This is a genomic window from Roseibium aquae (genome assembly GCF_008711285.1).
Taxonomy (GTDB): Bacteria; Pseudomonadota; Alphaproteobacteria; order Rhizobiales; family Stappiaceae; genus Roseibium; species Roseibium aquae.
In genome coordinates, this window is sequence record NZ_VXDC01000015.1 from 22,119 (window position 1) to 42,921 (window position 20,803).

The window sequence follows — 20,803 nt, forward strand, 5'->3', positions numbered from 1 at the left end:
TCGGGGGGACCGGCAGATCTGGAAATGGCAGACCTCCGGTAACTTTGACTAGTTGTGACGGCGCCCGCCACTGATGACTTCGAACAGTTGCCGGCGAAGCTCAACCTCGTCTTCGCCGTCCCGCAGACCCTGACGCCATTGTTCGATAACCAAGCGCAGCCCCATTGTGTCGCGGCTGTGCGGCAGCTTTTCTATGAAGCCTTCAAAAAAGGCATCCAGACGATCCCGATCGAGCGCACCCTGATCGATCATTGCATGAATGAGCGTCATGGTGGCGGCGATGTGGCCTTTCACAAATTCCAGTTCGAGGGTCCGGGGCTCGGGGCCCGCCGGATGGTAATGCATTGGCTTCACTCGCTCTTCGCAGCCACTCGTCCGCCAAAGTACGGAGTTCGCGGGGCTACGCATGTTTTTGTGGTCGGGGAAGAGGCCCAGGTTTGGGCGCCTCAAGCCCGTGCGTCGATCATCAAAAAAAGGTGCGGCTTCCTATCACTCCAGCCGCGGTTCATCAAACCAGACCCTACCGGAAACCGCGTAAAGAACATTATATCATTAACATGAGCTCGGACGTATGGGTTGTGCCGTCGCCCGGCGCTGACCTTACTTAGTTAAGCACACCAATGAGCGATTGGAAGATTGTCAAAATTTGCCTCCAGCTCAGTTTGGTGCCTGACGATTGACACACAGTGTTCCTGTTCAAACCCCACACGCATATAACCCCCTGATATACGGCGCGGTTTTGTCGGATATACTCAAACAATGTCAGGTCGGCCGGACGGATCCCACTACCCCGCACTCTTCGATCCTTGGTTTCAAAAAACCTAAGTAAATAACTCCAGAATGACCCTATCAGCTGACGCCAGTCTTTCAATGACAAAATTTCTGGTTGCCTTGTATGAAATACGATGGGGCGAAGTTGAATGCGCCAGCAGGCAAGATCGGTTTCCATTTCGAACCTGTCAGGATGCACAGCAGTGATAGAGAGCCAAGTCCAAGAAACGACCGCTAAGCCCTTCTTTGCCCTTATCATGTTGGACCCGACTACAACACCCGCGCCATAGCGCTGTCGTCGGGTGTGCCAGGAACCCTACAGGTTCAAAATCGGGTACCGGCCCCTCAAGGCGCGTATCCCAGTGACATGTCCCAGCCGGACAGAAAGTCTTGTTTCTTCAGATCGTCGAGAAATGTCAGCAGACCCGGGGTCAGGCGGATCGGCAGGAAGGTGCCACGCCGGTTCTCAATCTCCCGCTCGATCGCTGATTTCGGGTTCGCAACAGGCAGCAACGGCAGCAGCGGCGTTTGTTCGGAGATAATCCTTTGGCCTTCTTCGGAAAGAAGAAACCGGATGAACTGGGCGGCCACAACCGGGTTTGTGGACGTTTTGGGCACGAAAGCAGTGCGGGACATGACCAAATTATAGTCGTCGAAAAAATGCAGGCCGAGATAAGGGCTCTCCGCGGCATAATGGGACGCATAAGAGCCAATGGCATTGAATACAAAAGCAATTTCACCGTTAGACATCGCCGCGACCATATCGGCGGTGCAACAGAAGGTTCGCAAACCTGCCCGTCCCAAAACCTCGAAAAGGCGCAAGGCCTGCGGTCCTTGCAGACTGTCCTGGGTCGCGTAGAGATAACCGATCCCCGCCTGGCGGATGTTGTAGGTGCCTATCCTGCCTCGGAACCGGTCCTCGTTGCTGCGCACGAAGGATGCAAGGTCACGGTGGCTCAGCGGCAATTCCTCACTCGAGATTTCACGCCGGTCGTAAACGACCACAGCGGGCTCGAACGTGAAGCCGAACAGCTCCGAACGCCAGACCGCCCAATCCGGCGGCGCGTTTTCCGGGGTCACCTTGATGCGCCGCGCCAATCCCCGATTAACCAGATCGACTTGCAGATCCATGGCCGAGGAGATGACGACATCCGGCTGACGGGCCGTGTCCGGCTGCAGAACGGACTGGTAAAGGCTAAGGGTCTGGAACTCGACATAGTTCACCTTGACGCCCGGATTCCGGTTTTCGAAGGACTCCACCAGCGGCCGCATAGCGGGTGGGTCGGTGGCGCTGTGAATCAGCAGGGTTTGGGCCGCAGCCGGTTCCGGTTCAACCAGCACGCCGGCCAGCAGAAGAACGAGCACAGCGAGCCGTTGGAAGATCAACGTCACGTTCAACCCTCCGAGGCTGGAGCGGCCAAGCTTCAGGTCCGCGCCATGCCCCTCGGCGACCGCCTTTACGATCGAAAGGCCCAGACCCGATCCCTTGGTGTAATCGGACAGTGACGTGAAACGATCCGTCGCACGTGCCATATCGGTCTCCGCGATTCCCGGCCCGGCATCCTCCACGCTCAGCCGCACACGGCTTTCATCCGAAGCGAGCGTGATCATGACCGTATTGTCAACGGGACCATGGCGGACGGCATTTTCAATCAGGTTGCGCAGCGCCTCGCCGATCGACACCTCGTCACCTGCGATCACATCTGTCCCCACCGCCAGGTCATCGTCGTTGAAAGAGAGCGACACGGCACGCATCTGGCTGTCGCGCAAACTCTCACCCAGGATATCGCGAACCAGCGGTTTCAGGGCAAGCGGCTGCAGGCTCGCCTTGTCAGACCGATGGATCACCATGGCATTGGCCAGGAGTTGATTGGTCAAACGGACGGTGCGCTGGGCCTGGCGGTCCGCCTTGATCAAACGGGTCCGCATCTGGTTCGGGTCCTTCGCGTCGGCGGCCAGAGAAAGATGCCCCTGCATCGCCGAGAGCGAGGTACGGGTCTGATGGGCAACATCGGCAATGAACGTTTCGGTCAACGTGCGGCTACGCCGCAGACGGATGATGAAGCCGTTGATCGCGTCGAAAAGGCCCTTTATTTCCCGCGGCGGCACGCCCTCAACGAGCGCCAGGTCGCCAGGCTCGCGGCGCGCCAGATCCAAGGCAATCTGCCGCAGCGGTGCAAGCGAAGTGCGGATCGCAACCCAGACGAACCCGAGACCGATCAGGGACAGAACGGCCAGCCCGGCAAGCCCTGTGGTGAAGAAGGACCGCTGCTGCGCTGTGCGCTGCTCCACCGTCTGCCCGACCTGAACAGCGACCCATGTCCTGCCCTCGGGCGTGTTGATCTGGCGCCCCTGAAGGACAAATCGGAACACGGAACCCCGATAGACCGAATCGTAGAAAACGGGTTCGATTGATGGGGTCAAATCGCCGGCAGCCGGCAGGTCCCGCGTTCCGGTGATCTCCCGCTGCCCGGGAACGAAGACCCTGTATTTCACGCGATCAACCGGGTTGAGCGACAGAATGTCCATGGCGGAATTCGGCAAGTCGACGGTTGCGCCGTTCGTGCGGACGGAGACGCGGTCAAGGATCGCCAGAGCGGCCCCGGCCAGCAGAAGGTCCTGGGTCCGGTTCGCCGCCGCCTGCGCATATGTCCACAACAAGGCGGAAATGAGCACGAGCAGCAGCGCAAATCCAACGGCCATCGTTGCCAGCAAACGGCGTTGCAGCGAATGGCTCTGCCGCTCATTCATCATCGGCGAGATACGCCATGTATCCAAGACCGCGCGCGGTCTTGATGACCAAGGGGGTGCCATCCAGTTTGCGGCGCAGCCGGGTAACGATCTGCTCCACGGCATTCATGCTGGGCGCTTCCGAGAACGTGTAGAGATGATCGGCGACCTCTTCCTTCGTCAGCATCCGGCCAATATTGTCGAGCATGATTTCAAGAAGCTGGATTTCCCGGGCCCGCAACTGGGCGTCCTGCCCATTGATGGTGGCCCGTTTGGCCGCCCGGTCGAACGACAGGGTGCCTGCTGAAAAGATATTGCTCGCGCTCCCTGCCCGGCGCCGGGCCAGCACGCGGCACCGGGCGGACAGTTCCCGGAAATCGACCGGTTTCACCATGTAGTCATCCGCGCCGGCATCCAGCCCCAGCACCCGGTCATCGATCTGGCTGCGGGCGGTCAGAATGATCACGGGCGTATCGTCGGTGCGCGCCCTGAGCGAGCGCAGGAGATCATAGCCGCTCCGTCCCGGCAGATTGACGTCGAGCAGCACCAGATCGAATTTGAAATGGCGCAACAACTCATTCGCCTCGTTCCCGTCCCGTTCCCGGTCAACGGAATGGCCCTCTGCCCGCAGCCGATCGATGATCGTCTCCGCCAACTCGTCATTGTCTTCAACCAGGAGCATGCGCATGCCGCCAAATTAGCAGGCCGGTTTGAGGCCGCAAAGCGCGGACAGACCGAACCCGCAGCATGTCAGCGTCCTGTCAGTTTGACGTCAGGATTGTCTCAGCCTGCGCTGCAATGGTCGGTGCACGGGGCCAAAACCCGTCCACAAACAGTTCTGGGAGGAACACCATGTCTTTCGCACGCCTCGGCGCGGCCATGTGCCTTGCCGCCTCGCTCGCCGCGCCCGCTTTCGCCCAAAGCCAGATCGACGATCCCGAATGCGTTGCCCCGGCCAATCCCGGTGGCGGGTTCGATCTGACCTGCCGGGTCGCGCAGACCGGCCTCGACCCGCATGTCGACGCGCCCATCCAGGTCAATTTCATGCCCGGCGGGATCGGCGCCGTGGCCTACAATCTCTTCAACACGACCCGCACCGATGACGGCTCGGCCATCGTCGCGTTTTCGACCGGCTCGCTGCTGAATATCGTGACCGGCAAGTATGGTGCGTTCACGGAAAAAGACGTCCGCTGGGTCGCCACGGCCGGCGCGGATTTCGGGGCGGTCGTCGTGCGCGCCGACAGCGAGTACCAGACCTTGGCGGAACTCATGACCGATTTCTCCGCGGACCCGGCGTCCGTTGTCGTGGGAGCAGGCGGTTCGGTTGGCTCTCAGGACTGGATGAAAGGCGCGCTCCTGTTGCGCGAGGCAGGCGCCTCCCCCATGGACATGCGCTACGTCGCCTTTGACGGCGGCGGGGATGCGATCGCGGCCCTGCTCGGCGGGTCTATCGAGGTCTATACGGGCGACGTTGGCGAAATGGTTCCGCACATGGAATCGGGGCAGATGCGCTTGCTCGCCGTCATGTCTCCCGAGCGTCTGGAAGCGCCCTTCGCTGACATCCCGACGGCGATCGAAGAAGGGTTCGATGTCGAATGGACTATCATGCGCGGCTTCTACATGGGCGGCGATGTCTCCGATGCCGATTACCAGAAATGGGTCGATGCGTTTGAAGCCGCCTATGCGACGGAAGCCTTTGCCCAGGTCCAGAAAGAACGCGGCCTTCTGCCCTTGAACATGGCGGGCGAGGAACTTCAGACGTCCGTGGAACAACGCGTTCAGACCCTTCGGGAAATCGCCACCGAGGCGGGCCTGATCCAATAACCAAGGCCACTGGCCGGCCCGTGTCATTCGAGGTACGGGCCGGATTCCCATTTCAACACCCCCTTGCATCAGGAGACCGTCATGGTCGACCGAATTTTTGCCGGGGTGCTTCTGATCGTGACGCTGGCCTATACAGTAATCGCATTCACCGCCATCAGAGCGCCCTTCCAATATGATCCGCTCGGCCCCGAGAGCTGGCCGCAAATCCTGTCCGTCGTCGCGATCTTGTGTCTGCTCTTCATTTTATGGAAGCCCGATGCCTCTGAACTGGGTGTCTCGAAACAGACGTGGTTCCGCCTTGCCGCGACCGTGATATTGCTCGGCGCCTATGCAGAGCTGTACGAGCCGCTCGGCTTCATTCTGTCCACCCTGCTTTTTGGGACCGCCCTCTGCGCCATGTTGGGCGGCAGCATCCTGAAATCGCTGATCTTTGGGTTTGCCACAAGCGTGGCCGGCTTTCTGCTCTGCGTCACGCTGCTCGGACTCAATCTTCCGGAAGGAGAGCTGGTGGAATACCTCCACAAGCAGGCTTCAGGCCTTGAAGAAGGAGTGTCGTGATGGATGCGGTCTTGACTGGCCTTGCGACCGGTTTCAGCGTCGCTCTCGATCCTTTCAACCTGTTTCTCGTTCTTGCAGGCTGCTTCGCCGGCACACTCATCGGCGCCTTGCCGGGGCTCGGGCCGATCAACGGCGTCGCGATCCTGCTGCCGATCGCGTACGGTCTGGGCTTCGGCCCGGAATCCGCGCTGATCCTTCTCGCCGGCATCTATTATGGCGCAGAATATGGCGGCCGGATTTCCTCCATTCTTCTGAACGTTCCCGGCGATGCCAGCGCGGTCATGACGACGCTCGACGGCAATCCGATGGCCCGCAACGGAGAAGCGGGGCGCGCATTGTCTCTGTCCGCGATCGCGTCTTTTGTCGGCGGGACGTTTGCTGTTGTTCTCCTTTCCCTCTTTGCTCCAACGCTGGCGACATTCGCCGTGACCTTCTCGCCTGCCGATTATGTCGCGTTGATGGTCTTCGCGTTCGCGTCCCTGGCTTCGCTCGTCGGCAAGAACGTAGTCAAGACGCTGCTCGGCGCAACCATCGGACTGATGCTGGCAACCATCGGGATCGACGCGAACACAGGGGTTCCCCGCTACACGTTTGGCATTCCAGACATCCTGGCGGGCATCGACTTCCTGATTGTCGTTGTTGGCCTGTTCGGAATGGCGGAATTGTTGACGCTGGTCGAGCAGCAGGTGTCGGGAAAGCTGAAATCCCTCCCGCTCGACAACAGCTTCGTGCGCATGGCCGATCTGGCGAAATGCAAATGGACCATCGTCCGGTCTTCCATCATCGGCTTCTTCATCGGGGTCTTGCCGGGCACCGGAGCGTCTGTTGCCTCGGCGGTCGCCTATGGCACGGAAAAGCGCATCGCCGATGACGGCAGCACCTTCGGCACGGGCAATCCGCGCGGGCTGGCCGCCCCCGAATCCGCGAACAATGCGGCCGCTGGCGGCGCCATGGTGCCCATGCTGACGCTCGGCATTCCTGGCTCCGGAACAACCGCCATCCTGCTCGGCGCGCTGCTCATGTTCAACATCCAGCCAGGGCCAATGCTGTTTTCCCAGAACCCAGAAGTGGCCTGGGGCCTGATTGCCTCGATGTATATTGGCAATGTCGCGCTGTTGATCATCAACTTGCCGCTGGTTGGGATTTTCGCCCGCATGTTGACGATCCCGCAGCACTATCTGACGCCCCTGATCGCCATTTTGGCCTTCATCGGGATCTACACAATTGTCGGGAACCCGTTCGATCTTCTGTTGATTACCCTGCTTGGAATCTTCGGGTGGTTCTTGCGGAAAATGGACTTCTCGCTCGCACCGGTCATTCTGGGTTTCGTTCTGGGCAGCCTGTTCGAGAACAACCTCCGGCGTGCCTTGTCGATTTCGGGAGGTGACTGGACAATCCTGGTTGCAGACTACAAGAGCATCGTGCTTTACGCGCTCTCCGTGCTGGTTGTGCTTGCCCCCATCTGGCTCGCCCGCCGGGCCCGCCGGATGGCAGCCGGTCCTGTCTCCTCCAGCAAGGGCATCTGATGATCGGCGGATTGGCACCGGCCGCGGCAACGCTCGCTGCAGGCTTGACGGGGGCGGCTTTGGCCGCCCTCATTGGGGTTCCCGCCGGAGCGCTCATCGGCAGCACCCTTGCCGTCGGTGCGCTTGCCACGTCCCGCATCCAGGTCGGCTTGCCGGTCTGGCTGCGGAACCTGGCCTTTGGCACGATCGGCGTATCGCTCGGATCGGGCGTCGACGAACGGCTCTTGGATCAGCTCGGCGCCTGGGGCATCAGTCTGGCGATCCTGACCGTGTCCCTGATTGCGACGATCATCACCGGACGACAGATCCTCATGAGCGGATTCGGGCTGGACAAACAAACAGCGACGCTGGCCAGTTCCCCGGGAACCATGTCGAACGCGATTGCCATTGCCGCCGAAGGCCGGGGCGATGCGACGGCGGTGATGTTCCTTCAGCTGATGCGCCTGCTGGTATTGGTCTTTGCCGTCCCGCCGCTGGCCATGGCCCTCGATAGCGCTCCATTGGAGACGGGGGTTGCACCGCAAACCATGTCCGTTCCGGTGCTTGGCGGCCTTCTGGCCCTGACGCTTGCGGCCGGCACCCTCGGAAGCCGGCTCGGAGTGCCAGCCGCCAGCTTGCTCGCCGGTGTGATCTTGAGCGCCGCCGGCCACGCGACCGGCCTTGTTCACGGCGCCGCTCCGGCCTTGCTGATTTTTCTTGCCTTCGCGACTACAGGCGCGGTTCTGGGATCGCGGCTGAGCCGGGTCAGCACCGCTCAGATGAAGCGCTATGCGGCGGCGGGTGCTGCCTGTGTTGGGACCGCCCTTGTCGTCTCCCTGGCATTCGCGTTCCTGGCCGCCCAGGTGACCGGCCTGCCGTTCTCGCAAGTCTGGATCGCCTATGCCCCCGGCGGCGTTGAGGCAATGGCGGCAATCGGCCTGTCGCTCGGTCTCGATCCCGCCTACGTGGCGGTTCATCATTTCGCCCGCATCTTCGCGCTCATCCTGATCGTTCCGATCGCTCTCAAGTTGTGAGCGGAACGGCCATAAAGGCTCTTCCGGGCTTGAAAGGCGAAACGAAGAACCGCGTTTCAGGCTTTGCGGCGATCCCGCCGCCAGCTTGAAGTAAATGACAAAGCATGGAAATCACGCGTTTCCACAATCCAAGTTTTTTTGAAAAATCGCGCTTCAAGGGCTTGCGGCAAGGTCCCGGAACCATTAGACAACGCGTCATCCCAGCACATGGTGAGAGCCGATAGCTCAGCTGGTAGAGCAACTGACTTTTAATCAGTAGGTCCAGGGTTCGAACCCCTGTCGGCTCACCAAATAAAGATCCGATCCCGTCCGGCAACTTCGTGACACCACCGAATAGGGCTGGTGATTGCGAGACATTGGCCGCGCTGGCCAACTCCACTTCCATGCCCCCACGGACAGGACATTGCGCGAACTGCATCCGAGCGGATAATCGCCCAGCAATGGTGAACAACCGTGCGTGCGAAAGCGCACCTTCCGGCGGATGTGTCCAGCGGATCACGGCATTGGCATCTTCAATCCGCCCGGTCACGGATCAAGGCTGTTGACCGGCTTGAGAAACGGAAAGCAGATACTCCCATCAGCTTGATGCCGGAGGTGCGGTTTGTCCGAAACCTCATCTTGAGGTGCGGAGCGAAGCTTCGAAAGAAAGGCAGCAGAAACAATACGCCCGCGACGGCCTTGTGAAACGCTCCTTCGAGACCGTCCTGTGGACCTCATCAGAATGAGGTGATCAACGCGCCTTGTCAGCAGTCTGACGGGAGCAGGTGCTCCCGTCTTCCTTGTCGTGGCTGCAGCTCATTCGGCCGGTGCAGGCGCTGGGTCGGACGGCTTGCCGCCTGGCCCCTTGTCGCCCCCGCCCAGCATGGCCTTCACCCGCTCCCGGACGCCTTGCAAAGCCGTGTAGAGCACCGGGATAAGGATCACTCCAAACACGGTGGCAAAGGCCATGCCGCCGAAGACCGCAAAGCCGATCGCCTTCTGGCTGGCCGCGCCCGCACTCGAGGCCGTCATCAGCGGAACCACGCCCAGAAGGAAGGACAAGGCCGTCATCATGACGGCGCGGAACCTCAGATGGGCGGCCTCGACGGCGGCTTCCATGATCGACTTGCCTTGCTCACGCTGCTCCATCGCGAATTCCACGATCAGAATCGCGTTCTTGGCCCCCATTCCAACAAGCATGATCATCCCGATCTGGGTGTAGAGATTGATGTCGCCGCCAGTAACCATTACCGCAACAAAGGCACCCAACAGGGCAACACTTACGGACATGAGAATGGCGACCGGCATACTCCAGCTTTCATACTGCGCGACGAGGAACAGATAGGCGAACAGGATCGACAGCAGAAGAATGAACAAGACAACATTGCCCGTGCCTTGCTGTTGCTGCGCCGTTCCGGTCCATTCATAAGCATATCCAGCCGGAAGCGCCTCCTCGGCGGCCGCCTCCATCTCGCCCATGATGACGCCTGTGGAGGCCCCTGGGGCCGGCTCGCCGTTCACAGACGCGGCGCGGAACATGTTGTAGCGGTTCAGACTTTGCGGACCGAGCACATTTTCGGTTGTGATCAGGGTGCGCAGCGGCACCATTGTGCCATCATTCGCCCGCACATACAGCTGACCAATGTCGTCGACCTTGTTTCGGAACTCGCCTTCCGCCTGGATCATAACTTTGTAGACCCGGCCAAAGATGTTGAAGTCGTTGATGTAATACGAGCCCAGATAGGCCTGCAGGGTTGTGAAGACATCGGCGACATTCACACCGAGCGTCTTCGCTTTCTCCCGGTCCAAATCGACGAAGATCTGCGGAACGTTCGCCCGAAAGGTGGAATAGGCCTGTGCGATCTCCGGACTCTGGTTGACCGAGTACACCAGCGACCCAACCGCCGATGACAGATCCTGCGGCGTTCCCCCGCCCGTCTGCTGGACCTTCATCTCCACACCGCCCGTTGTCCCAAGGCCCGGGATTGGCGGCGGATTGAAGGCAATGATGTTCGCCCCCTGGATCGTGGCAAACTCCTGCCAGAACTTTGCCAGGATTGCATCCACCCGAAGACTGGGATCCTGCCGGTCCGACCAATTCGACAAGGTTGTGATGATCAGCGCGCTATTGGAGGACAGAGCGTTGTTCAGCATAGAGAACCCGTTGACCACCACGACGTCGGTGACGCCCGGCGTTGCCCGAACTTGATCGACAACTTGACCCGTCACAATTTCTGTTCTTTGAAGCGAGGCCCCATCTGGAAGCTGAACATCAACCATCAGGTAGCCCTGATCTTCCAGCGGAAGGAAGCCTCCGGGCAAACGTCCGCCCAGAATAGCAATCATCGCAATAACGCCGCCAACTGCGACAATCCCGAGGAACGAAACCCGTACGAGCCGCTTCACCAGGCCCGTATAGCCGTTGCGTACCGAGCCGATGCCCTTTTCAAAAACGGCCAGGAGGCCCTTTGGTGGGCCGCTGCGCGCCTTCAGGATAAGACCACACAAGGCCGGCGACAGCGTGAGCGCGTTGATCGAAGAGATGATCACCGCTGCGGAAATCGTGATCGCAAACTGGGAATAAAGCTGACCGGGAATACCCGGCATGAAGATGGTCGGGACAAACACCGCCAAAAGCACCAAGGTCGTGGCAATCACGGGTCCAGTGATCTGCTCCATCGCCTTGGCGGTGGCTTCCGGAGGAGATAGTCCCTCCTCGGTAATGATCCGCTCGACATTCTCGACTACGATAATGGCGTCATCGACCACGATCCCGATCGCGAGGACTAGCGCAAACAACGAGATCGTGTTCAGTGACATGCCAAGCGCCAGCAAAACGGCGAAGGTGCCGATCAGGGACACCGGAATGGCGACCGTTGGAATGATCGTCGCCCGCCAGTTTCCCAGAAAGACGAAGACAACGGTCACGACAAGCAGGAAGGTAATGAACAGCGTTTCAATGACGTCGTTCAACGAAGCTTCAACGAAATCCGTCGTGTTAAAGGGAACCGCATAGTCCATATCGTCCGGGAAAGACTGAGAAAGACTTTCCAGCCGCGCCAGAACGCCATCGGCCACCGCTAGGGCATTGGCGCCCGGCGCCTGATAAATGGCGAGAACGGTAGAAGGCTGTCCGTTGAACTGACCGCTCGCATTATAGAACTGCGCAGCGCGTTCCACCCGGGCGACGTCGCCTATTCTTACAACCGCGCCGTTCGCGCCAGTGCGCAAAACGATGTCTTCGAACTCCTTCTCAGTGGTCAGGCGGCCCTTGGCTGTGATCGTGTATTGAAACTGCTGGCCCTGCGGGACCGGCGGGGCGCCAATCTGGCCAGCGGCGACCTGGATGTTCTGGTCCCTGACCGCAGCAATAAAATCCGTCGGGGTCATGCCGAGGCTCGTCAACCGGTCCGGATCCAGCCAAATCCGCATCGCATAGGCAAAATCGGTCATGACATCCGCCCTGCCCACACCTTGAACCCGGGCAAGCGCGTCTTTCAGATTGATCGAGGCGTAGTTGGACAGAAACACCTCATCATAAGTCCCTTTGGGGGAATAGAGCGTGACGACCAGCAACATGTTTGTGCTGGCTTTTTGAACGGTGACGCCGCTTGTCGTCACCTCGCTCGGCAATTGGCTGGTGGCCTGGGAAACACGGTTCTGGACATTGACGGTGGCAATGTCCGGGTCCGTACCGACCGCGAACACAACGTTCAAGGAATAATTGCCGCTGTCCGCGCTGGTCGACGTCATGTAGATCATGTCGTCCACGCCATTGACCTGCCCCTCGATGGGGGCCGCGACTGTTTCCTCCAAGACCTGCGCGTTGGCCCCGGTATAGGTTGCCGACACGTTCACCACGGGCGGCGTGATATTGGGGAACTGCTCGACGGGAAGCGCCAGATACCCGAGGATACCTGCAATCGTGATAACGAGCGAAATGACCAGCGCAAATTTCGGCCGGTAAATGAAGAACTTGGAAAACATTTAGCTTTGCCCCGCCGGCTGACTTGCGAGCACGGCGTTGACCGGAACTCCCGGACGCACCTTCTGAAGACCTTCCACGATCAGCCGCTCGCCTTCCTGCAGGCCGTCGGTCACGATGAAGTCCCCGTCGATCTGATCGCCAAGCTGGACATAACGCTGTTCCACGGTCTCCTGTTGCCCGACCACCAGAACGAAACTGCCCTTCTGGTCCCGCTGGACAGCGGCCTGCGGGATCATGAGCGCCTTTGTTTCCTGCGGCGCTTCAATGATCACGGTCACGAATGTGCCGGCCAGCAGCAAACCGTTCGCATTGTCGAATTGTCCGCGGAAAGCCACGGTCCCGGTCGCCGGATCCACCTTGTTATCGATGAAGAAGATCTTGCCCTTCTCGTCAAATGTCCGCCCGTTGGGCAGGATCAAACTGAGATCCGGGGTCTTCGAGGGATCGATATCATCCGGGTTGATGTCATGGGTTTTGACCGCATCGAGATACTGGGATTCGCTGACGGCAAAATTCACATACACAGGGGCTTGCCGGATGAGTTGCGCCAGCGGCTGGGTGTTCGGGCCGACAACTTCTCCAACGCTGTAGGTCGTTTTCCCGATCTGTCCGGGAAACGGCGCCTTGATATCGGTGTAGCCCAGATCCAGAGCCGCATTTTGCATAGCGGCATCGGCGGACTGAACAGCGGCCTCAGCTTGCTCCTTCAGCGCCAGAGTGGCCTCATAAGCGGCTTCTGAAACGTGGCCCTTCTGGAACAGATCCAGATCCCGCTTTTCGTTGGCCGCTTTCAAGGCCGCGTCGGCCTTGGCACTGGCAAGACCCGCTTTGGCCCGGTCGAGTGCGGCCTTGTACTGCGCCTTCTCGATCGAAAACAGCAGGTCGCCCTCTTTGACGAATGCGCCGTCGTTCACGTGTTTGGTTTCGAGAAAACCGCTGACCCGGGCCACCAGGGAAACCTGGTCGACAGCCGCAACTTGGCCAACGAATTGCGCGCTCTGGCGCACCTCCTTGGTCTGCGCAGCCGCAACACTGACGGAAGGCGGCGGCGCTTGGGGTGCCGCCTGCTGGCTTTCATCGCTGCACCCCGCCAACAGGGCGAGACAGACGCCCGAAACGACCGCTGCGCGCGGGAAAGAAGGAAAAAACGACAACCGCATGGGGCGAGCTCCGCAAGGCACAGGAAGGCTGCCGGACAAGTACCCGGCGACATGTCTTAGACTATCCGCCAAAAACGTGCCGAAACAAGACCTTGGCGCGGATTAGGCAAGAAAGGTGGGGTTAATCCATATCCGGGAAACGGCGTGCACCGGTGCATCTGTTTGAAAAACCGGCGGACTTTTCGTTTCCAGGCGAACCGGCTGCGGCCGCTTGCACACCCTCTCAATCGCTCAACGGCTCGAGGACAACCGTCAAGCCATGATGATCCGTGCCCGGATAAACGCGCCGCTCGGCCATCCCCACACAGCCGATGGTAAGCGCACCGATGGCTGGAAGGCGGTCCGGCAGGCTCGCCGCCACGTCCGGCCCGTAAAGTTTCTCATAGGCAACCGGCGACAGAACCGTGACAAGACCGCGCGGCGTTTTCAGCTCCAGGCCCAGGCTGGTGGCCCGCATTTCGCGCTGGCCCGTGAACCCTCCGAGGAATTCGTGGAGATCGGACGGATCCGGCGCGACCAGCGTGATGCCGAGAATTTCCCGCGCGCCGTTGCCGTGAACCTGAAACTCGGGCTTCCAGAAATTCTCCGGATACCGGTTGAAACAGGTGAAAAAACCAAGGGTCGGCGCGGCCTCATCTGACAGAAAGGTCAGGTCGAAACCGACCTTGGCCGTGCTTCCGTCGGCAAGATTCGCAACGCGTTCGAAGGAAAACGGCTCGTGGACCCGCAAGCCCAGGGTTTCGAACGAGGCCCGGTCGGCGGCGGGGTCCTTGCTTTCCAGGACCAGCATCGACCCGCCCTCCCCGGATTGGAGAAAGTCACGGTTGAAGGCTCCAAAAGAGAAGCTGTTGGCGACCGGCTCCTGGATCAATGCCTCGTCCCGGATGCCCAGAAGCTCGACAAAAAAGCCGTCCACCTGGACCAGCCTGTTGGATGTGCCCCAGGCGTGGTCATTTTGCGGCGTCACAACGAACCCCAGATCCGACCAAGCTTCGGCCGCGGCCGCCAGATCGCGCACCGCAACGACAACATGATCCAGTCCGCGCACCATGCCTCAGCCTCCCGACGGTCAGAAAATCTTCACACGAACCGGCTTTGGTGAAGCGCCGCGGCGATGAACGAGGCGAACAGCGGATGCGGCTCAAATGGCCGTGATTTCAATTCCGGGTGATATTGAACCCCGATGAACCACGGATGATTCTCGATCTCGACCGTTTCCGGCAGCACTCCGTCCGGCGACGTGCCGGCAAAGATCAGGCCGCATGATTCAAGCTTTTCGCGGTATCCGATATTCACCTCGTACCTGTGCCGGTGGCGCTCGGACACTTCGGTGGACCCGTAGATTTCGGCGATCTTGGATCCGGGCTTCAGGGCCGCCTTGTAGGCGCCAAGCCGCATCGTGCCGCCGAGATCATCGTCCTCACCGCGCACTTCGCGCTCATTGCCGCGCACCCATTCGGTCATCAGACCGACAACCGGGTCTTTTGCCGGACCGAACTCGGTCGAACTGGCATCCGAGATGCCGGCAAGATTGCGCGCCGCTTCGAGCACCGCCATCTGCATGCCGAAGCAAATGCCGAAGTAGGGCACCTGACGCGTGCGGGCGAAGTGGGCCGCGGCAATCTTGCCCTCCGAACCACGCTCGCCGAAACCGCCTGGCACCAGAATCCCGTGAACATGCTCAAGGAACGGGCCCGGATCCTCCTTCTCGAACACTTCCGATTCGATCCATTCGATATGGACCTTCACCTGATTGGCGATCCCGCCATGCACGAGCGCTTCGATCAGCGACTTGTATGCGTCCTTGAGCACCGTGTACTTGCCGACCACGGCGATGGTCACTTCGCCTTCCGGGTTGGTGATCCGCTCGGAAATGCCCGTCCACCGGTCGAGCACCGGCGCCGGCGCGCCCTTGATGCCGAATGCGGACAGAACCTCGCCGTCCAGACCTTCCTTGTGGTAGGCGATCGGCACGTCATAGATCGATTTCACGTCGTAGGCCGGGATGACGGCGGATTCGCGCACGTTGCAGAACAAGGAGAGCTTGCGCCGCTCCGTCTCCGGGATCGGACGGTCGCAACGGACCATGAGGATATCCGGCTGAATGCCGATGGATCGCAATTCCTTGACCGAATGCTGGGTCGGTTTCGTCTTCATTTCACCGGCGGCCGGGATATACGGCATCAGGGTGAGATGAACGTAAACCGCGTCGCCGCGCGGCAGGTCGTTGCCAAGTTGCCGGATGGCCTCGAAGAAGGGCAGCCCTTCGATATCGCCAACAGTGCCGCCGATTTCGACCAGCACGAAATCATAGTCGTCGTTGCCGTCCAGCACGAAGTTCTTGATCGCGTCGGTCACATGGGGGATCACCTGGACGGTCCCGCCAAGATAGTCGCCGCGGCGCTCCTTGGCGATAATGTCCTGATAGATCCGGCCCGTGGTGATGTTGTCCTGCTTGTTGGCCGGACGCCCGGTAAACCGTTCATAGTGGCCCAGATCGAGATCCGTCTCGGCCCCGTCATCGGTGACGAAAACTTCGCCATGCTGATACGGGCTCATCGTGCCCGGATCGACGTTAAGATAAGGGTCGAGCTTGCGAAGCCGGACCTTGTATCCGCGGGCCTGGAGCAGTGCGCCCAGGGCCGCAGAAGCCAAACCTTTGCCAAGCGAGGAGACCACGCCGCCAGTGATGAAAATGTATCGCGCCATGGAGCAATACCATATCGTTGCCGCGTGTCTTTTGACCACCCGGACAGTTATTGTTCACAACATAAAAATGCCCTGCGAGAGACGCGCAGGGCTTTCGGGAAAAGCGGACGGCACATTGGTCCGCTGCATCCGCCGTTATTGAGCCGCTGGGACCTGGGGGCCGGAAGGCTGGCTCTGCTCCTGCAAAGCGTCCAGAATCCCGCCGCCGCCATTGCCATCGCCCGGAACAGGGACCGTTCCGTCCGCAGCAGGCGTTGCATCGAGAATCGATGACGGACGATCTTCATTCTTCGCGATCAGGCTCAGGCCAAGTGATGTGCAGAAAAACGCGACGGCGAGGAAAGCGGTCGCCCTGGTCAGCACGTTGGCCGTGCCACGGGTCGAAATGCCGCCGCCACCACCGCCGATTCCGAGTGCGCCCCCTTCGGAGCGTTGCAGCAGGACGACGAGCACAAGCGCCAGGACAATCATCAAGTGGATGACGATGACTACGGTTTCCATCGAATACCAGTTCTTTTCTGCGTAAGGATGGGGCCTTCTACACCAAGGTCCCGGCCATGGCCACCCTTCGGTTTTCGTTTTCCGTGGGAGGCCGTTATTCGGTCACACGGTAGGCGTCGAGGATACCGAGAAAATCGTCGGTTTTAAGGCTGGCGCCACCAACCAGAGCCCCGTTCACGTTGGCCACCGCCATCAGCTCTTTCGCATTGCCCGGTTTGACCGACCCCCCATACAGGATCCTCATGTCCTTGCCGTGGTCGCCGAAGCTTGCACACAAGCGTGAGCGGATCTCACGGTGCATTTCCTCGACATCGTCCGCCGTCGGTGTGAGACCGGTTCCGATGGCCCAGACCGGTTCATAGGCGATCACCGTGTTGTCCGATCTCGCACCTTCGGGAACCGAACCCGCAAGTTGACCCGACACGACCTCGACGGCCCTGCCCGCCTTGCGTTCTGCCTCCGTCTCCCCAACACAGATGATCGCGGTCAGACCGGCCCGCCAGGCCGCGAGCGCCTTGCCGTTGACGGACCGGTCGGTTTCCCCGTGATCGGCCCGGCGCTCGGAGTGACCGAGAATGACGGCCCTGGCGCCGCAATCGGCGAGCATCTCGGCCGAAAGATCCCCGGTGTGCGCCCCGCTGGCCGCCGCATGACAGTCCTGGGCGCCAACCGCGATCCGTTCGCCCACGGCGGCTGCGGCCAAGGAATAGATCAACGTCGCCGGCGGGCAGATCATGACATCGACGCTCTTCGCCAAGGCGGGCCCGACACCCCGGCACATCTGCGCGAACGTGGCGAGCTGCGCGCGGTGACCATTCATTTTCCAGTTGCCTGCGACCAGGGGCTTGATCTGCGAGTTCATCGGGCTTGTTTTCCTCATTCGACCGGGTTCGGCGCTTTGCCGCGACCGTATAGAGCAAAAGGCAGCCGCAGTTGCAATTCCTGCCCGGTGTTTTCCGATTGTCATGACATTGTGAACCGTGCGCCGCGTCCCTTGCCCCGTGCGCCCTGCCTCTTTATGATCCGCGCGCTTCGCCAAGGACGGCAAGCGGTCACGGCCGGACCGATGTCCCGAACGACCAAAGACAAGCAAGAACGACGGGAGACACGATGCTCGACACGCTGCGCAAGGGCACCGGCACATGGATTGCCAAGATTTTCATCGCCCTTTTGGTCTTTAGCTTCGCCATCTGGGGTGTCGCGGATGTCTTCTCCGGTTTCGGTCAGAACGTGGCGGCCAAGGTCGGCGACACCGAAGTGTCGACCTTCACCTTCGATCGCGCCTACCGGCAGGAACTCAACCGGTTCGGCCAGCAGTTCGGACGCCCGCTGACAAATGCGGAAGGGGCGCAACTCGGCCTGCCACAGCAGGTTCTCGGGACATTGATCGGCCAGGCAGCCCTCAATGAAACCGCTCGCCAGATGAACCTTGGCGTTTCCGATGAACGGCTTGCGGGCGACATTCAATCCGACCCGGCGTTCGTCGGGCCCACCGGCACCTATGACCGCACCAGGCTCGCCCAGATTCTTCGTTCGAATGGCATGACCGAGGACGAATATGTGATCGAGCGCCGCGATGGTCTGAACCGCGAGCAATTGGCGGCCGGTGTTGCCGGCGGGATGCAGGCGCCGCTTGCCTATCTGGAAGCCTTGCATGTTTTCCAGAACGAATCGCGTGACATTCGCTACATCCGTCTGGAACCGGACGTCCTCGGCGATATCGAACAGCCGGATGCGGCGGCGTTGGAGGCCTTCTATGAAGAGGCAAAAAGAGAGTTCCGCGCCCCCGAGTACCGCAAAATCGCACTGCTGACCGTTACCGCAGAGACACTCGCAAATCCGGATGCGATCACCGACGAAGACGCGCGCGCCGATTACGAACGCGATCTCGCACGCTTCTCCCAGCCCGAGCGCCGCCGCGTTCAGCAGATGGTGTTCCAGGATCCAGCCGAAGCGACGGCCGCAGCCGAGGCCCTAGAATCCGGCACGCCTTTCGAGGAGCTGATGGCCGAACGGAACTTGACCGACAGCGACGTCGATCTCGGCCTGATGAGCCGGGCCGACTTTTTGGATGATGCGGTCGGCGACGCGGCCTTCTCTGTCCAGACCGGCCAGACCAGCGAGCCCGTCGACGGACGTTTTTCGACCGTGATCCTGAATGTGACGGAAGTTATTCCTGCCCGGACGCAGCCATTCGATGAGATTAAGGACCAGATCAAGGCGGAACTGGCGGAGCGCGAGGCGCAGCGCGAGATTTTGGATCTGTTCGACGAGATCGAGGATGCCCGGGCCGGCGGCGCGCTGTTGAGCGAAATTGCCGAACGGTTCGGCCTGACCGTGACCGAGCCCGAGCCGTTCGACCGCAGCGGTCTGACGATGGACGGCGATCAGGCCCGTTTGCCGGATGCGAACGGTCTGATCCCCGGAACCTTCGATGCGGAAGTCGGGATGGAAACCGATCCGATCCAGCTCCAGTCGGGCGGCTTTGTCTGGTATGAGGTCAATGACGTCATTCCGGCCCGCGACCGCGATCTGGAGGAAGTGCGCCCCGATGTTGTTGCCGCCTGGCGCGCGGCCGAGATTGCCCGGCGTTTGCAGGAAAAAGCGGAGGCCCTTGTCACACGCGTCCAGAACGGCGAGACACTGGATGCGGTGTCCGGCACCGAAGGTCTTGAGATATCGGAAGCCTGGGGCGTGACCCGGACAGCCGGTTTCGGAGGCTTCGCCGCCGATGCGGTCGATGCGCTGTTCGCCGGACCGCAGGGCACGGCGGCCGCAGTGGCCGCTTCCCAGGCCCCGGCGCGGATCGTCGCGGTCGTTTCCAGTGTCATGATCCCGCCGTTCAACCCCGACGCGGACGAGATTCAGGCCTTGCTGCCGGAAATGTCCCGCCGTCTGCAGGATTCGATCCTGGGACAATACGTTGCGGACATCGAGACCCGGGAAGGCGTTGAGATCAACAATGCGTCCATCACCCGGGTCCTCGGCCTGAACAGCACACAGTAAGCCGGACTGGCGGGTGGGGCATGACCACATTCAAGGACTATATCGCGATCGTTGCCGAGGGGCGAAGCTTGAGCGAAGACGAGGCCCGGGCTGCGTTCGACATCATTTTGTCGGGCGCCGCGACGCCCTCTCAGCTTGGCGGGTTCCTCATGAGCTTGCGGGTGCGCGGCGAGAGCGTGGCGGAGGTCACCGGAGCGGTGGCCACCATGCGGGCGAAAATGCTTCCCGTCGTCGCCCCGTCAGGCGCGGTCGACATTGTCGGAACGGGAGGCGACAATTCCGGCAGCTACAACATTTCGACCTGCGCGGCCCTGGTGCTGGCCGGCTGCAGCGTTCCCGTCGCCAAACACGGCAATCGCTCGCTTTCGTCCAAATCCGGGTCGGCGGAAGCCCTTGCGGAGCTTGGCATCAATATCGACATCGGGCCGCAACGGATCGCCCAATGCATCGAAAGCGCCGGGATCGGGTTCATGTTCGCGCCGCTGCACCATTCCGCCATGAAGAATGTCGGCCCGACACGAATGGAACTCGGCACCCGAACGATCTTCAATCTTCTCGGGCCGCTTTCCAATCCGGCAAGTGTGCGCCGACAGCTTGTCGGGGTGTTCGCCCGCAAGTGGGTTGAACCGGTCGCCGAGGCGCTGCGCAATCTGGGTACGGAGCATGCCTGGGTCGTTCACGGTTCCGACGGCATGGACGAGATCACCACCACCGGACCGACCTTCGTCACCGAGGTCAAGGACGGTGCCTTGCAGTCCTTTGAAATCACGCCGGACGACGCCGGTCTGCCGATGGCGGCGCTCGCAGAGCTGAAGGGCGGGGAGCCGGCGGAAAATGCGGCCGCGCTTCGCGGCGTTCTGGACGGAGCCCGCAACGCCTATCGCGATGTGGTGCTCATGAACGCCGCCGGCGCGCTGATCGTTGCCGGCAAATGCGCCTCTTTGAAAGAAGGCGTTGCACTGGCTGCCCAAAGCATTGACAGCGGCGCGGCGGCGGACCGCCTGAAGCGGCTTGTCGCTGCCTCGAACGGATAGATTG

15 protein-coding genes and 1 tRNA gene are annotated in these 20,803 nt (G+C 60.8%); 7 read left to right on the forward strand and 9 right to left on the reverse strand.

Annotated elements, in window-relative coordinates:
- Positions 1-48 precede the first annotated feature (48 nt).
- The 3 genes from F0184_RS18395 to F0184_RS18405 form a co-directional block, all read right to left on the reverse strand.
- The gene (locus F0184_RS18395; RefSeq protein ID WP_150497676.1) at positions 49-345 is read right to left on the reverse strand and encodes a hypothetical protein; all 297 of its coding nucleotides are present in this window, start codon (positions 343-345) and stop codon (positions 49-51) included.
- A gap of 771 nt (positions 346-1,116) precedes the next feature.
- On the reverse strand, positions 1,117-3,549 hold the full coding sequence (locus tag F0184_RS18400; RefSeq protein WP_208998558.1) for a sensor histidine kinase: 2,433 nt from the start codon (positions 3,547-3,549) through the stop codon (positions 1,117-1,119).
- Positions 3,515-4,183, reverse strand: a complete 669-nt coding sequence (locus F0184_RS18405) for a response regulator transcription factor (protein ID WP_244299327.1) — start codon at positions 4,181-4,183, stop codon at positions 3,515-3,517. Before F0184_RS18405 ends, F0184_RS18400 begins: the two co-directional genes overlap by 35 nt.
- Positions 4,184-4,353: 170 nt before the next feature.
- On the opposite strand from F0184_RS18405, the gene F0184_RS18410 reads away from it, so the two are divergent.
- The 5 genes from F0184_RS18410 (at position 4,354) to F0184_RS18430 (ending at position 8,712) form a co-directional block, all read left to right on the forward strand.
- Complete coding sequence (locus F0184_RS18410; protein ID WP_150497678.1) at positions 4,354-5,325, forward strand: Bug family tripartite tricarboxylate transporter substrate binding protein; 972 nt, start codon at positions 4,354-4,356, stop codon at positions 5,323-5,325.
- A gap of 81 nt (positions 5,326-5,406) precedes the next feature.
- Positions 5,407-5,883, forward strand: a complete 477-nt coding sequence (locus F0184_RS18415; protein WP_150497679.1) for a tripartite tricarboxylate transporter TctB family protein — start codon at positions 5,407-5,409, stop codon at positions 5,881-5,883.
- Positions 5,883-7,409, forward strand: coding sequence for a tripartite tricarboxylate transporter permease (locus F0184_RS18420; RefSeq protein WP_150497680.1), 1,527 nt, complete (start codon positions 5,883-5,885; stop codon positions 7,407-7,409). Before F0184_RS18415 ends, F0184_RS18420 begins: the two co-directional genes overlap by 1 nt.
- Positions 7,409-8,422, forward strand: coding sequence for an AbrB family transcriptional regulator (locus F0184_RS18425; RefSeq protein ID WP_150497681.1), 1,014 nt, complete (start codon positions 7,409-7,411; stop codon positions 8,420-8,422). The genes F0184_RS18420 and F0184_RS18425 overlap by 1 nt, the downstream gene beginning before the upstream one ends.
- Before the next feature lie 214 nt (positions 8,423-8,636).
- Positions 8,637-8,712: transfer RNA gene (locus tag F0184_RS18430), tRNA-Lys, on the forward strand.
- Between the two features lie 505 nt (positions 8,713-9,217).
- Here F0184_RS18430 and F0184_RS18435 read toward each other — a convergent pair.
- From F0184_RS18435 to tpiA, 6 genes are all read right to left on the reverse strand, one after another.
- On the reverse strand, positions 9,218-12,388 hold the full coding sequence (locus tag F0184_RS18435) for an efflux RND transporter permease subunit (RefSeq protein WP_150497682.1): 3,171 nt from the start codon (positions 12,386-12,388) through the stop codon (positions 9,218-9,220).
- A complete protein-coding gene (locus F0184_RS18440; protein WP_150497683.1) occupies positions 12,389-13,549 on the reverse strand; it encodes an efflux RND transporter periplasmic adaptor subunit in 1,161 nt (386 codons plus the stop codon). It abuts the gene before it with no gap.
- A gap of 223 nt (positions 13,550-13,772) precedes the next feature.
- Entirely contained in the window at positions 13,773-14,600 is an 828-nt protein-coding gene (locus F0184_RS18445) for a VOC family protein (protein WP_150497684.1), read from the reverse strand.
- A gap of 29 nt (positions 14,601-14,629) precedes the next feature.
- Positions 14,630-16,258, reverse strand: coding sequence for a CTP synthase (locus F0184_RS18450; RefSeq protein WP_150497685.1), 1,629 nt, complete (start codon positions 16,256-16,258; stop codon positions 14,630-14,632).
- A gap of 135 nt (positions 16,259-16,393) precedes the next feature.
- Positions 16,394-16,759 carry a preprotein translocase subunit SecG gene (secG, locus tag F0184_RS18455; RefSeq protein ID WP_150497686.1) on the reverse strand — a complete coding sequence of 122 codons (366 nt, stop codon included), beginning with the start codon at positions 16,757-16,759 and terminating at the stop codon, positions 16,394-16,396.
- 94 nt (positions 16,760-16,853) lie between these two features.
- The gene (gene tpiA, locus F0184_RS18460; RefSeq protein ID WP_150497687.1) at positions 16,854-17,621 is read right to left on the reverse strand and encodes a triose-phosphate isomerase; all 768 of its coding nucleotides are present in this window, start codon (positions 17,619-17,621) and stop codon (positions 16,854-16,856) included.
- A 248-nt stretch (positions 17,622-17,869) separates the two neighbouring features.
- On the opposite strand from tpiA, the gene F0184_RS18465 reads away from it, so the two are divergent.
- Positions 17,870-19,765, forward strand: a complete 1,896-nt coding sequence (locus F0184_RS18465) for a peptidylprolyl isomerase (protein ID WP_150497688.1) — start codon at positions 17,870-17,872, stop codon at positions 19,763-19,765.
- Between the two features lie 20 nt (positions 19,766-19,785).
- On the forward strand, positions 19,786-20,799 hold the full coding sequence (trpD, locus tag F0184_RS18470; RefSeq protein WP_150497689.1) for an anthranilate phosphoribosyltransferase: 1,014 nt from the start codon (positions 19,786-19,788) through the stop codon (positions 20,797-20,799).
- Positions 20,800-20,803: the final 4 nt, after the last annotated feature.

Coding starts and splice junctions, on each gene's coding strand:
- F0184_RS18465 (WP_150497688.1), top strand. CDS start 17,870: ATGCTCGACACGCTGCGCAAGGGCACCGGCACATGGATTGCCAAGATT.
- F0184_RS18420 (WP_150497680.1), top strand. CDS start 5,883: ATGGATGCGGTCTTGACTGGCCTTGCGACCGGTTTCAGCGTCGCTCTC.
- F0184_RS18415 (WP_150497679.1), top strand. CDS start 5,407: ATGGTCGACCGAATTTTTGCCGGGGTGCTTCTGATCGTGACGCTGGCC.
- secG (WP_150497686.1), bottom strand. CDS start 16,759: ATGGAAACCGTAGTCATCGTCATCCACTTGATGATTGTCCTGGCGCTT.
- F0184_RS18405 (WP_244299327.1), bottom strand. CDS start 4,183: ATGCTCCTGGTTGAAGACAATGACGAGTTGGCGGAGACGATCATCGAT.
- F0184_RS18410 (WP_150497678.1), top strand. CDS start 4,354: ATGTCTTTCGCACGCCTCGGCGCGGCCATGTGCCTTGCCGCCTCGCTC.
- F0184_RS18450 (WP_150497685.1), bottom strand. CDS start 16,258: ATGGCGCGATACATTTTCATCACTGGCGGCGTGGTCTCCTCGCTTGGC.
- tpiA (WP_150497687.1), bottom strand. CDS start 17,621: ATGAACTCGCAGATCAAGCCCCTGGTCGCAGGCAACTGGAAAATGAAT.
- F0184_RS18445 (WP_150497684.1), bottom strand. CDS start 14,600: ATGGTGCGCGGACTGGATCATGTTGTCGTTGCGGTGCGCGATCTGGCG.
- F0184_RS18440 (WP_150497683.1), bottom strand. CDS start 13,549: ATGCGGTTGTCGTTTTTTCCTTCTTTCCCGCGCGCAGCGGTCGTTTCG.
- F0184_RS18435 (WP_150497682.1), bottom strand. CDS start 12,388: ATGTTTTCCAAGTTCTTCATTTACCGGCCGAAATTTGCGCTGGTCATT.
- F0184_RS18425 (WP_150497681.1), top strand. CDS start 7,409: ATGATCGGCGGATTGGCACCGGCCGCGGCAACGCTCGCTGCAGGCTTG.
- F0184_RS18395 (WP_150497676.1), bottom strand. CDS start 345: ATGCATTACCATCCGGCGGGCCCCGAGCCCCGGACCCTCGAACTGGAA.
- trpD (WP_150497689.1), top strand. CDS start 19,786: ATGACCACATTCAAGGACTATATCGCGATCGTTGCCGAGGGGCGAAGC.